Origin of the sequence: Gimesia sp. (genome assembly GCF_048262075.1) — a bacterium.
Lineage (GTDB): Bacteria > Planctomycetota > Planctomycetia > Planctomycetales > Planctomycetaceae > Gimesia.
Genome location: NZ_JBLXFK010000004.1, coordinates 295,509 through 308,351, shown reverse-complemented (window position 1 = coordinate 308,351; position 12,843 = coordinate 295,509). Strand labels below are relative to the sequence as shown.

Sequence of the window (12,843 nt, the reverse complement as noted above, 5' to 3'; positions counted from 1 at the left end):
ATCTGAATTGAATTGAGGACAATTGAGTATTTTGTGTCGAGTAGGTCGTATACTACCAGAGACCAAAGAGGATACAAACGTATTTATTCTGTCTTAGCACTAGTTTCATCAAAAGAAGATTTCAAAAGAACACTAAAACGACGTTAATACTGATTCTGCGGGAAATTCCATGAAAAACTGATCGAAGGCGTCAGCAGCAGAGAAATCGTGATCGCCGGACGTTGTGTTTTTCGGGAGATCCTCTTCTGTTTCGTGTCTGTTTCCAACCAGGGGATCCCGTTCGCTGATAATCTCAGCTCCCGACTCATCCTGAACTCTGACCGGGCTGCCGGGCAGGTCAATCAGTGTCAGTTGGCTGCTATAAGCGAATTCATGGTTCGAGGGAAGAATTGCAGCGGCGAGCATATCATCTGGCTGCACATAGTAGTCGAATTGCAGGTTGCCCTGTACCAGATCGTTGAAGGCCGGAATGTCGCTGGCAGGTTCCGGATTGACCCAGACCGGATCGCCTGGTGATGGATTCACAATCGCTTCGCTGGCAGCGTCCCCCGTCAGGCGGATGTCGAGTTGATTGACTTTGATTTCCGGATTTGCTGCTGATGTCCGGTGATGACGGCCCCGTTCGCCGTCTGTCGATTCTGTAATGTTCGCCTGAAACTGAATGCGGGCAAACAGCGTATACTGATCGTCGCCGACGTCGGTACGAGATGTTTCTGCCGAGAGATTTTCTATCGTCCCGGTATTCTGATTGATGGTTCCTGACTGATTTTGAGCGAAGGCAGCGCCATACTCAATACTGACAGCGGTCGCGGCTACGGTATTGTAATTCAAATCAAAGCTGGCAGACTGAATTCCTGGAGTGGTGGAAGCGGGCGTATGGAGCCAGATTTCGACCCAGTAATTTCCTGCTTCGTCCAGCCAGACCCGGTTTTCGGGCAGTTGTCCCTTCTCGCCATTGTTGAGTTTGCGTGAGTTTGAATTAGCAAACCGGAAATCAACCTGGGTGAAGGGGGCCTGCACTTCGAACGCCCCGATATCAACGGTTCCCTCTTTAATCCGTTGCGATCCCTCGCCGCGCTGGTCTGTGGTGAGGCCTGCCTCTGAGGCTGCCTGATTACTGCCTGCATCGATGGCCGCGCTACCTGGCAGTAAGGCGTGCGTTCTGGTCGGACCGCCGTTGTCTCTTAACACCGGATCAAGCAGACCTTCAATACTGTCCTGAATGATGTTAAAACCACCTGAATAATCGCCTTTGATCTGAGGAGAAGCAGCAGCCACATTTCCTGCAATGATGTTGTTATTGAGTTTGGGCGTGAGATATATACTGGCAGCATCGAACCAGACACCGCCGCCTGACTGACCAGCCGAATTCCCGGTAACAGTACAATTTGTAATGGAAAAAGTATACAATAAACTTAAATTAGATACAGAAAAAATAGATGCTGGTAGCAAACAATAATCGTCGTTTTGATCAGGGAGAATTGCCAGAGCTGTTAAATCCACCATACTCAATGATAGATCTGATGTTAGTAAGTTATCAGTTGTCTCAGGATCCTGCGAAAGCGTGGTGTCATTAGCTGGTTCAGTAAGAATGGGGCTTGTATCAGCAAATAGTTCCACTGCAATAATTGGATCCACTGAAATCGAAGGACCTGGAACAAAGAAATCAGAATCCGTAGCGTAATAAAATCCTCCTCCTTTGATCCCAGCATGATTATTGGAAATGGTACTGTTTGAGAGACGCAGGTTACTATAATAATCATAGATGCCCCCACCATAATATGACGCTGAATTATGCGCGAGTGTACTCCCGTTAATTTTCAGGTTTCCGCTAGAGTAAATACCAGCACCGTACCCGGCTTTATTATTTGTGATTGAAGAGTTCTCGACCGTCAATCCAGCGCGAACCAGAATCCCGCCACCAGCCTGTTGTGCCACATTCTCAGAAATACTGCTGTTGTAAATCGTGATCACACTATAGCGTTGATAAACACCGGCCCCATTTGAAGCCGTATTGGCAGAGATCTTACTGTCAGTGATTGTGATATTACCGTGGTCATTATAAATCCCACCTCCATCAACTGCTGTATTTCCTGTAAAGGTGCTGTTAGCAATCGTGAATTCCGAATGGGAACGATCAGTATTGACACTTTGGTAAGCCTGGCTTAACACTGAGGCGCTAATGGAAGTGTTACCACACCAGCCCAGATAGTAGACAGGGCGATTGGTATAAGAACTGTATAAAGCACCGCCCTGAGTTGCTGAATTCTCAATGAAAGTGGTATCAGTAATGGTGACCAGATTATACTGGTAATCTAATGAGCGGATAGCAGAATAATAAAGCACTGTTTGTGGAAGATGAGCTGCATACCGGGAGACTCCCTGCAGGGTATAGATTCCCCCTCCTTTTTGAGTCGCAGTGTTGCGAAAGAATGTGCTCCCCGAAATGATCAAATCCTGTGTGGCATTATAAATCCCGCCGCCATAGGCTGCTGTATTTTCTGCGAACACACTGTCTGTGATCGTCAACACGGTACCCGCGTGATAAATCCCGCCGCCAACACTGGTTGCTGCATTCTCTGAAACGATGCTGTCGGACAGCGAAAGCGTTTCGTAGTTCAGAATGGCGGCTCCTTGTTCAGCGAATCCATTCGTGAGTGTGAGTCCTCTAATTGCGACAGTGATCGTTGTATTTTTGTCACCATCATAGACATCGAAAATGCGACTATTGTGATTAGCGTCGATTGTCAGTTGATCGGCACCCAGGCCGATAATCGTCAGGTCATCCCTGATGCGCAATTGATTATTCAACAGGATCGTCTGCCCGGCGAGCGCGGCATCGAACGAGATCGTATCTGCTCCTTCGCTCGCGTTGGCCTGTTCTATAGCAGCGCGGAGACTGCCTTCGCCTGAGTCGCTGGTGTTGACTACCGTGAACGCGGTCAGCAGCATACGGTCTTCCAGTGACTCGACCGCATGGCGGGGAGTGGCGCGCGCGATGCAGGGGGTGCGGGCGTGTCGATTCCGGTGTTGTCTGATCCGCGCGCTCTGTCTGAAACGGCTACGGTATTGCTGCTGGAGAGTGGTTAACCAGTGGAATGGGAACATGGGGGATTATCCGGTTGTGAATCGCGCTGTCGTAACATTTGGACACCTTCAGTCTAAGAAGATGTATACTACTGTAATCTGAAGTAGATACAAAGAATACTTGAAGAAACTTGCCCTGGATTCATGGTGATTTATGTCCACATTCATCTCACACATTTCATTAGAAATCCCTTGAAAACAAGGGTTTTACTGCTCACATCACTGCTGGTCAGTGTTTATCTGAGGGTCTGCCCTGACTTTCGGGTAGAATCTACTGTATATGCTGCGGCGGCCCCGCCTGTTGTTCAGATTGGTCTGGCGCAGTTGGTAATCGCAATTCAAGGAGGTGACTTTGATGCAGATCGGTGCTTTGCGGTTTCTGGTTGAGGGCTGTCTGAGCGGAAGTTCTGCCTGGCGATGTTTACGAATTGAAGATCCTCGCGAACGGCGTTCACCAGTCAAGGCGATAAGTCGTGATACCGGTGTGATACTGGCTGAAACTGCACCACTGAGTAACGACGGCGGAGTGAACTGCGTCGATCCGCAGGAATTTGAACTGCTTATCGGGAACAGGTGGCAGCGTTGGCTGATTCAAGGGTACTTAACAGGGGGACTTTTATGGTGCTCTGCCGGCCAGGTGCGGAATGATCCAGTGCTCGTAGAACTGGTCACGCGCGCGACACAGTTCAGCGCAGTTTCGAGAATCGCGACGGCGCGTCAAGATATATTTATCGAACCGTTTTTATTCAGTGGTTCTGGAGCAGGAACCGGGAGCATGAGTCAGCCGGTGTTACGATTTTTCAGGTAATCTATGCGAATATTTGAAATTTCAGTCAGCCAAACTGTCATACCAGACGTTCTCCTGCTTTTCAGATTCGAGCGGATGTGTATAATCCGGTACGTTTTGAATTTCACCTTTACCGATTGGAGTGAGAATGTTTGAATGGATGGCCAGCCCGGAAGCCTGGATTGCGTTGGCGACCCTGGCGTCGCTGGAGATCGTCTTGGGTATCGACAACATCATTTTCATCTCCATTCTCGTGGGTAGACTGCCGGAAAAAGAAAGGGATCTGGCCCGTTCGCTGGGGTTGGGGCTGGCGATGGTGGCGCGTCTGGTTCTGCTGTTTTCGATCTCGTGGGTGATGGGGCTGACGGAGCCCTGGTTCTCGCTGTTCGAGTGGGATTTCTCTGGACGGGATCTGATTCTGGTAGGAGGCGGCCTGTTTCTGCTGGCGAAAGCGACGCATGAAATTCATAACAGCCTGGAAGGTGGTTCGCATGAAGAGTCGGCTTCGACCGCTGTGCAGGCCAGTTTTGGATCGATACTGGTGCAGATTGGTGTGCTGGACATCGTGTTTTCGCTGGATTCGGTGATTACTGCGGTCGGGCTGTCGGACCATGTATCACTGATGGCGGTCGCGATCATCCTCTCCGTTGTCGTGATGCTGTTTGCGGCGAAGCCGATCGGCGATTTTGTGGACGACCATCCGACGATAAAAATTCTGGCGCTGTCATTTCTGATTATGGTCGGCGTGACGCTGATGGTGGAAGGGTTCGGCGTGCATGTGCCCAAAGGATATATCTATTTTGCGATGGCGTTTTCTGTTTCGGTCGAAATGCTTAACCTGCGAATGCGAAAGAACCAGGCCAAACCCGTACAACTGCATAAACCTCTGAGCGAGAGCGATGCGATGTCGCTCTCGCCTGAGAACTTACCGTCTAGTTAAGGTTTCTGCACGGTTGGTTCATGATCGTTCCATTTAACTTTGGGGACCGGCTGTGTGACTTCACCTGTCGCCGCCCATTCGGTGCCCCGCTGGAGCGTGATCTGGAAACCGGTTCCCTGCAAAGCTGTGACGTCATGCCCCAGTGTGGTATGAAACACGCGACCTTTGTCGTAATCGATGGTCATCATAATCGGTTCATGTTCGCCGGTGCCCCGCTGATCGGGTTCGGAATAAGCGGTTGCCAGGATGTTGACATTTTTGGCAGGGCCTCTGAGTTTGCCGTAAACTTCATCAGCGGGATGCATCCACTCCTGGGGAAGTCCTTTTACGATAGGATGCTCGGGCTGTCGGACTTTGACGACAACGGGAATCCGTGTGCCGTGTGTTCCTCCACGGCCGGCGGAGGTATCTTCGACCCACTCTCCTTCGCGAAGACGGAGCATGGGGCCGGAGTTTTCATCGCGGCCTCCCCAGCCACCGACGGCGATCATTTCGTTGTAAGCGGGCCAGTCGGGGAATGCGTTGTCGGCAGCGTGCACGACAACGAAGCTGCCTCCCCCGCTGACATATTTTTCGAACGACTGCTTCACTTCTTCGGGCCAGCTTTCTCCGTTGTAATTGCTGACGATGACATCGTATTTGCTGAAGTCAGGCCGCCACGTTTTCCATTGTTCGGGTGCTTCCCGTTTGATGCGGGCCACCGTTTCTTCCCAGCGTTTGAGTTGCTCGACATCGTATTTTTCCTGATCTTTTCCGGTCGGTACGCGCGGCTTGCGGGGGATGCCTTCAGGGGTCGTGGAGACTTCGACAGTGAAGCGGCCCGAATTTTCGAGGATTTTTTTGAGGAGCGGCGTTGTTTGTTGCCATTGATGATTGTTCTGTCCGTCAATGAGCAGGACCGAGAGTTTGTCTTGCTGATCCTGGCTCTGGGACTGCTGTTCCTTCTGATCAGCCTGGTTGGAAGCCAGGCAGGAGACCGAGCAGCAGATGAGTAAACAGAGTAACGAAAATCGGACAAAAAAAGCTGAGCACTTCAACGGGTTTCTCCTCGGTTGTGTCGGATGTGAATCAAGGTTTGATCATTTTAAGGTAGCAGCAGCCGGGCCGGAAGTCACGTAAAAACGAAGTGATGAAATGCGAGTTTACATTCAAACTGTTGGAATTCATCGACTTACCGCAAGCCGGGAATGATGAAATCGCGAAACAGATCTCATCAATTCTAGAGGCAGGCCATAAAAAAAGCAGGAGCCCCTGATGGGAATCTCCTGCTTAAAATTCGTTTGACGAATGCAAGACGGCTTAGAGAGTCTTATCGCCTTTTTTCCAGTTACAGGGAACGTTTTCGCCTGTCTGGAGTGCATCAAGAACACGCAGTACTTCTTGTACGTTTCGTCCGACGCTCAGACCGTGAATGGCCAGCCACTGGCAGACACCTTCGGGGTCGATCAGGAAGATACCACGCAGTGCGATGCCGGCTTCTTCTTTCAGCACGCCATAATCGACGGAGAGCTTATGAGTGCCATCAGCCAGCATGGGGTATTTCAGATCAGCCAGTTGAGGATCAGCGTCGCACCAGCCTTTGTGGGAGTACTTGCTGTCGGTGCTGGCAGTCAGAACCTGGCAGTTACGTGATTCGAATTCGCCGAGAGAATCATTGAATGCGACCAACTCTGTAGGACAGACGAACGTGAAGTCCAGGGGATAGAAGAACAGGCAAACCCATTTACCTTTGAAGTCTTCCAGTTTGTAGTCCTTGAATGAATCAGAGGCGCGATCGTAACCCTGCAGTGCAAAATCAGGAGCGGGTTGCATAACTTGAACTGTCATTAGTCTTTACTTACCTTCAAAATATAGGTGATAGAAATATTGTTTCCAACAGCGTGCGGGCTGATCGAAGTTCGAAGCAACCCGCATTGTGAGCGTCCGTTTTAGAGACCAGCCTTGATGACTGCCAGTGAACCGGGAGATTTTTCAGCATCTTTCCCCTGAGTTCCAAAGACGGTCAAATACAGGTTGCCTTCTTTGTCAAAAGCAATGGCAGCTGGTTTGTCGAGTGAGATCACTTTTTCAGCGGTCACTTTATCGCCTTCGATTTTCAGTTCGAACAGACCACCTTTGGTGGCGTCGACCCAGGAGAAATCAGTGGCGTACAGCTTCTTGGTTTTAGGGCTGTATGCCAGACCAGCGATGTCGTTCAGTCCGGTTTTCAGGCTTTTGGTGAGTTTGCCTGTTTTGGGATCGTAGAATGTCAACAGGCTATCGTCGGCGACATTGACTTCACCCATCTGGCCGATGACCAGTTCTTTTCCATCCAGAGAGAATGTGATGGCAACTGGAGCATCGACATTGGTTGCTTCTTTGGTAGCGATGCTGGGTTCCAGTGGACCGGCTTTACCGTCTTTGATCACAGACTTGGCAACCCAGCCTTTGGTATCGTCACCATTACAGGTGATAAAAATTGCTCCGTCCCCCACGGCAACGCCGTAGAAGTTACCTTCGCCTTTGGCAGATTTGTCGCCGGCTTTGATGGGACCCAGAGTCTGAACGGCAGTGTCTTCTTTGACCCACTTTTCCAGAGGCTTGTCGCCGACTTTGTAGATGCGAACCAGTTCCTCTGCATCGGGGCGGCTGCCATCACCCACGACGAGATGATCTTTATTCATGAAGGCCAGACCCAAAGGTCCGATGTTATATTTGGGACCTTTGCCGTAGACGTCGGTCGGGTACCCGGCGATTTCAAGATCGACGGTTTTACCTTTGGCGTCATAGCGGTAAACACCATAGCGGCTGGCAACAAAGACGTGCCCTGTACCTTCCTGGATGGCGATACCGCTGGGGCTTTCGAGGTTGGTCACCAGAGTTTTTACAGTGACAGCAGGCTTTTTAGGTTCTTCCTTCTTGGGTTCTTCTTTTTTAGGCTCTTCCTTTTTAGGAGCAGGCTTGGTCTCTTTTTTAGGTTCTTCTTTCTTGGGCTCCTCTTTTTTAGGAGCTTCTTTTTTGGGTTCTTCCTTCTTGACTTCTTTTTTCTCATCGCCTTTTTTGTCACCTTTTTCATCGGCGACCAGGTAAGAACTTCCGAGCATCAGGCAGGCTGCGGTCAGGCAGTATGCGGTTGCTTTCAAGAGTTGTTGTAAATTCCACTGCATGGTGTTCATCTTCCTTTGAAAAGGGGATTTTCAATTAGTTTTGCGTCTCGTCTTCATGCATGAGACATCCGCCGAGAGTATTGATTCAGGGTAGCTCAGGTTCTTTATGCTCAGGATAATTCGAACTGGATAAACCTTCTTTCATGAAGGTCACCAGGTCATCCACTTCCTGAGGGGTTAAATTCAGTTTGAATATTTCTTCATCGAGAAATTCGTTGGGAATCCCCCCTTTATTATAGTGATCTACGACTTCTTTCAAAGTCTTCAGGCTGCCATCGTGCATATAAGGGGCAGATCGGGCGATATCACGGACGGTCGGCGTTTTGAAGCTGCCATGATCTCCCCCCAGATTACTGATGGTTTTGCGACCGGCGTCCGGTTCTTTCGCATCCATGCCCACGCCGACGTTATGAAAAGCGTGATCGGTAAACGTAGGGCCGGAATGACAGGAACTGCAGGCTGCTTTTCCGAAAAACAGCTGCATTCCTCGCTGTGCCGATTCGGAAAGGGCATTCTTGTCGCCGGCTTTAAAGCGATCGTAGGGGGCATCGCCACACAGAATGGTGCGTTCGTACGTCGCAATGGCTTTCGCGATGGTTTCTTCAGTCGCATCAGAACCAAAGATCTTCTGGAACTGTTTTTTGTAGCCGGGGATGGCGTTGATCCGTTCGACGGCTTCTTTCGTTGTTAAATTCATTTCGATCGGATTCGCGATCGGGCCCAGCGCCTGTTCTTCCAGTGATCCGGCACGGCCGTCCCAGAAATGGAACTTGTTATAGGCAGCATTGATCACCGTAGGTGAATTGCGGCCCCCCTTCTGGCCTTTGAAGCCGGTCGCAAACTGATCGGCGTTGCTGTAACCTTTAACCGGAGAATGACAGCTGGCACAGGAAATGGTATTGTCGCGCGAGAGTCGTTTGTCAAAATACAGCTGTTTACCCAATGCGATTTTTTCAGCGGTGGGAGGATTGTCTTTCGGAAATTCGATTGGAGGCAAGCCAAGGGGAACCTTGATGACCGATTCTTCTGCTTGAACCAGGGAAACAGTGAAACCGACAACCAGCGTGATCACGACTCCTGCTGACAGGATCCGCGCAAATTTCCGATAGGTTGCAGACGCCATGAATTCTCCTCAATTGAACGACTCAGATAGCTGATGCAGGACGACAGAGAGCTGTTTCAGGGGAGGAGGCATCCACAGTTTAAAATGTGCACGCTGACTGATCAGCCCTGAAACTGCCTTAACTGTTTATTTTTAGTTGCTCAGCTCAGGACTGCAAGTCACTATCGAGAGGGAATTGAGTTGAAAGTCAGAATTTCACAGGATTTAGGGCGGCATACTCATGTCGTAATCGCTTGGGAATGACAGAGTTACCGATGCCGGTTCCAGGAGAGCGCCAGTGGAATCGTGGCCAGCGGCGCGAAAGCAAGCGCAAACAGCGAGAGGAAAAAAACGTACAGACAGAACATCAGGGTCTCTTGCAGTCCCGCCGGAGTGGGAAATTTAAGATAGATCGCGGCCAGAGATCCGATCAGCCACAGTCCGCCAGCGATCCCGGCAGTCGATATTTTGATCAATCCTCTTTGACAGGCAATGACAAAAGCGGTCACGACGCCGACAAAGATCAGGAACGCCAGCACCAGGAAAAACGCCATCTGGTAATAGAGATTGTTGGGGGAATGGGAAACACGATCTGTTGAATTGACAATGAAGACAAACAGCCCGAAGCAGCCAATGATGCTGCCGATCACCAGAAAATAAAACCAGGAGCGTCCGGTCCAGAACACGGAGATCACATTCGCGGCAATCGTCCAGAAACAGGCCAGGGTCCACAGGAAATACGCGGTATAGCCGAGCAGGAACGCCATACCCCTGTAAGCGACAGTCGAAGCCTGGTCACCCTGAAGCATCCAGGGACTGACGAAAATCAGCATATTCAGCATCAATCCCGCCTGAATCAACAAACTGGAATAGAGCACTGTTTTGACCAGGTTTCCGAACAATGCGACTGCGAAATCGCGATCCGATAACGGGGTGACCGCCAGAAAGCCTTTCATTTCCGTTCTGCCCAGCCCGCATGTTCCTTCACCGACGATCAGCCCCACTACGAGCGCAGCGATGATCGAGAACATCATATAGATTTGCAGAAAGCCATTGGTCAATTGAATAGGCCCCGAACCAAATGAGTTTCGCATGACCGTATTGAGAACCAGAACGGCAATACCAAACAGTGCCCCGCCCATAATGACCGCCCGTTGGCAGCTGTCGCGCCAGTGCAGGCGGGCGAGTGCCGTCCGGTGTGAAATCACCCCCGTCTGGCCGCTGGAAGTCGCGCCGGTGGTAAGGCTATCCCACCAGTTGCGCGTCTGCGTCCACTGTGGGCTGGGTAAAGCAATGCCGGAACGGATTCGGGTAAAGGCGCGCGTTCCCTGATACCAGGCAGCCAGACTGACCAACTGCATCAGCACGAATTCGCCGAGCGTCACGTGACTCCAGGGAACGGCATCTGCCTTGAATCCATTGGGAAAGTATCGAGACAGGAACCACCAGAACAGCGCCACGATAATTCCCATACTCAAAATGATGCGTGTATAACTGGGCGCATTCAGGGTCCAGAAAATCGCGTGCCCGGTCAGGATGAGTGTCGTCAGAAATAAGATGGGCCCGAGCACGGGCCAGTAATCCGTCAGCCAGCGTTCATCAAAAAACAAAGCCCGATAGGCACCATTGGTCGCCAGTTGCAGAACGACAACCAGCCCCACCATCGCCAGCATCAGCCAGGTGGCGATGGCGCGGGAAGAGATCGGTAACCCGCGACAATATGTCTGGCTACCTGCCAGCGCCCGCACGGTGATACTGAGAAAAATAACCCAGGAAATTCCGAGGTAGGTAAAATGCAGGCTGAATATCTCCTGGTCGTTATATGGTATGGACGATCCCTGTAAACGCATCAGAATCCTGATCATCAGAGGCACAATCACCAGTGAAGCCACAGCGATCAAGGCGCCGGGCCAGGCACGTCTACAGAAACTTTTTGTCGTCGCAATCAAGGCAGATGACATCAGAAGTACCTCAGTTTCATTTAATCAATTTCATGACAGCGTTACACATTTCACATTCATTCAGGAAATCTCATTCAAAGCAGACTTATCGATGCCGGTTCCAGGCAAGCGCCAGAGGAATCGTGGCAAACGGTGCAAGGATCAGGGCACCCAGTGTCGCATAGAACACTAATAACCCCCAATTGACCCCGTGATAGTATTGCGAATGCTCCAGCATCTGGATCAAAGCTCCGGCGAGACCTGTCTGCCAAAGGACCAGCGCCACGATCGCGGCTGTCTGTGAGATCAGTTTCTGACGGAGGGCCGTTAGATAAGCGACAATGGTTCCGCTACAGATTAAGAGAGGCGGTAATAACAACAGTACAATCAACAGGAACCGATAGATGCTTAAATGTTGAAATAGACGATCGCCCACACTTAATAGAATTACATAAAACGCGACACCCCCAAAGAAGACACCAATGGCTGTAAAGTAAAACCAGGAACGACCGGTCCAGAAGACGGAAACCATATTGGCTGCGACCACCCAGAAACCAATGACAAAGATAATAACAGGCAGGATTGTGCCCCCAGACTGGCTCAGGGGGGAGATCAGATTCCCAAGCACTTCATTACCATGCCAGACTACAGCGATGGTTACACTGAGGAGTAAGGCACCGACGATCCCCAGAAATGCCAGTCCGAGTGTTTTGAGCAGATTGCGGAACAGGGTCGAATTCAGATCTCGATCCACAAGTGGGGCTTTGGCGAGGAACTGCTTCATTTCGGTGCGCCCGGCACCGGTGGTCCCTTCCCCCAGCAGGACCGCAATGACGACAGCCGCGATCAGACCAAATAACATTGTGGAAAGACTGAAGACTTCTATGAGACTTTTGAATTCGTTCTGGCTGGCGTTGGTTTGATCGAACCTGGCGATGACGAGTACATTGATGATCAGGATGCACAGACCGAATCCCACCCCGGAAATCAAAGTCGCCCGCTGACAGGAATCGCGCCAATGCAATCGGGCCAGCGACGATTTTCGTGAGAGGGGAATGACTGGCTGCTCAGGGACTGAGCCGGTCAGTAAACCCTTCCACCAGATCTGAATCTGTTCCCACTGAGAACTGGGAAGTGCCGTGCCATTCCGCACATGGGTAAACGCACGCGTTCCCTGATACCAGGCAGCGATAGCTACCAGCTGCATCAGAATGAAATCACCCAACGTGACGGTCCGCCAAGGCACAATTTCCTTGTAATAGCCATTGGGAAAGTAGCGGGAGATAAACCACCAGAACAACGCAACTACCGCGGCGGACCAGAACGCGTATTTCGTCAGGCTGGGGGCATGCAGGCTCCAGTATGCAGCATGCCCCACCAGAATCAATGTCACCATAAACAGCAGTGGTCCTAACAGAGGCCAGTAGTCTGCCAGCCAGCGATCATCGAAAAACAGAGCTCGATACAGACCATTGGTCACGAGTTGTAGCGAGACCACCAGCCCCACCATCGAGAGCATCATCCAGGTGGCGATGGAAGCGGAGGAGACGGGCAGCCGCATGCAGATTTTCTCGCTACCAGCCAGCGCATTCAGACAGACCCCCAGAAAAAAAATGTAAGAGACCCCCAGGTAGGCAAAATGGTAATCGAATGCATTCTGATCGAGATGCGCAAGACTCAATCCCTGCAGCCGCATAATGATCCGGGAGGCCAACGGCGCCAGCACCAGTGCCCCCACCGCCAGCAAAGCGCCGAGCCGGGCTCGTTTACAGAAATTTCGGGTGGTCATGTAAAAAGCAGATGACATCAGAGACACCTCATTCTTTCAGTAAAACTCAAGA

The 12,843-nt window shown here is 50.9% G+C and carries 9 protein-coding genes; 2 read left to right on the top strand and 7 right to left on the bottom strand.

The window, feature by feature from the left end:
- Positions 1–132: 132 nt before the first annotated feature.
- Entirely contained in the window at positions 133–3,108 is a 2,976-nt protein-coding gene (locus ACN0YH_RS10925; protein WP_417379609.1) for a choice-of-anchor Q domain-containing protein, read from the bottom strand.
- A 334-nt stretch (positions 3,109–3,442) separates the two neighbouring features.
- Here ACN0YH_RS10925 and ACN0YH_RS10920 point away from each other — a divergent pair, with 334 nt between their 5' ends.
- Together ACN0YH_RS10920 and ACN0YH_RS10915 are read left to right on the top strand one after the other, a co-directional pair.
- Positions 3,443–3,895 (top strand): hypothetical protein, encoded by a 453-nt coding sequence (locus tag ACN0YH_RS10920; protein WP_417379608.1) that lies wholly within the window; start codon positions 3,443–3,445, stop codon positions 3,893–3,895.
- A gap of 127 nt (positions 3,896–4,022) precedes the next feature.
- Complete coding sequence (locus ACN0YH_RS10915) at positions 4,023–4,814, top strand: TerC family protein (RefSeq protein WP_417379607.1); 792 nt, start codon at positions 4,023–4,025, stop codon at positions 4,812–4,814.
- On the opposite strand, the gene ACN0YH_RS10910 is transcribed toward ACN0YH_RS10915, so the two are convergent.
- The 6 genes from ACN0YH_RS10910 to ACN0YH_RS10885 all read right to left on the bottom strand — a co-directional run bounded on the left by ACN0YH_RS10910 (position 4,811) and on the right by ACN0YH_RS10885 (position 12,809).
- The gene (locus ACN0YH_RS10910; protein WP_417379606.1) at positions 4,811–5,851 is read right to left on the bottom strand and encodes a ThuA domain-containing protein; all 1,041 of its coding nucleotides are present in this window, start codon (positions 5,849–5,851) and stop codon (positions 4,811–4,813) included. The two genes, ACN0YH_RS10915 and ACN0YH_RS10910, sit on opposite strands and share 4 nt — an antisense overlap.
- Positions 5,852–6,113: 262 nt before the next feature.
- Entirely contained in the window at positions 6,114–6,641 is a 528-nt protein-coding gene (locus ACN0YH_RS10905; protein WP_417379605.1) for a peroxiredoxin, read from the bottom strand.
- A gap of 101 nt (positions 6,642–6,742) precedes the next feature.
- Positions 6,743–7,960 (bottom strand): hypothetical protein, encoded by a 1,218-nt coding sequence (locus ACN0YH_RS10900; RefSeq protein ID WP_417379604.1) that lies wholly within the window; start codon positions 7,958–7,960, stop codon positions 6,743–6,745.
- Positions 7,961–8,045: 85 nt separating this feature from the next.
- Complete coding sequence (locus ACN0YH_RS10895; RefSeq protein WP_417379603.1) at positions 8,046–9,083, bottom strand: cytochrome-c peroxidase; 1,038 nt, start codon at positions 9,081–9,083, stop codon at positions 8,046–8,048.
- Positions 9,084–9,331: 248 nt separating this feature from the next.
- Positions 9,332–11,023 carry a hypothetical protein gene (locus ACN0YH_RS10890; RefSeq protein ID WP_417379602.1) on the bottom strand — a complete coding sequence of 564 codons (1,692 nt, stop codon included), beginning with the start codon at positions 11,021–11,023 and terminating at the stop codon, positions 9,332–9,334.
- 85 nt (positions 11,024–11,108) lie between these two features.
- Positions 11,109–12,809, bottom strand: coding sequence for a hypothetical protein (locus tag ACN0YH_RS10885; protein WP_417379601.1), 1,701 nt, complete (start codon positions 12,807–12,809; stop codon positions 11,109–11,111).
- Positions 12,810–12,843: the final 34 nt, after the last annotated feature.

Bases quoted from the DNA above. Each gene is read 5' to 3' on its own strand.
- ACN0YH_RS10920 (WP_417379608.1), top strand. From the start codon at position 3,443: ATGCAGATCGGTGCTTTGCGGTTTCTGGTTGAGGGCTGTCTGAGCGGA.
- ACN0YH_RS10885 (WP_417379601.1), bottom strand. From the start codon at position 12,809: ATGTCATCTGCTTTTTACATGACCACCCGAAATTTCTGTAAACGAGCC.
- ACN0YH_RS10905 (WP_417379605.1), bottom strand. From the start codon at position 6,641: ATGACAGTTCAAGTTATGCAACCCGCTCCTGATTTTGCACTGCAGGGT.
- ACN0YH_RS10925 (WP_417379609.1), bottom strand. From the start codon at position 3,108: ATGTTCCCATTCCACTGGTTAACCACTCTCCAGCAGCAATACCGTAGC.
- ACN0YH_RS10900 (WP_417379604.1), bottom strand. From the start codon at position 7,960: ATGCAGTGGAATTTACAACAACTCTTGAAAGCAACCGCATACTGCCTG.
- ACN0YH_RS10915 (WP_417379607.1), top strand. From the start codon at position 4,023: ATGTTTGAATGGATGGCCAGCCCGGAAGCCTGGATTGCGTTGGCGACC.
- ACN0YH_RS10890 (WP_417379602.1), bottom strand. From the start codon at position 11,023: ATGTCATCTGCCTTGATTGCGACGACAAAAAGTTTCTGTAGACGTGCC.
- ACN0YH_RS10895 (WP_417379603.1), bottom strand. From the start codon at position 9,083: ATGGCGTCTGCAACCTATCGGAAATTTGCGCGGATCCTGTCAGCAGGA.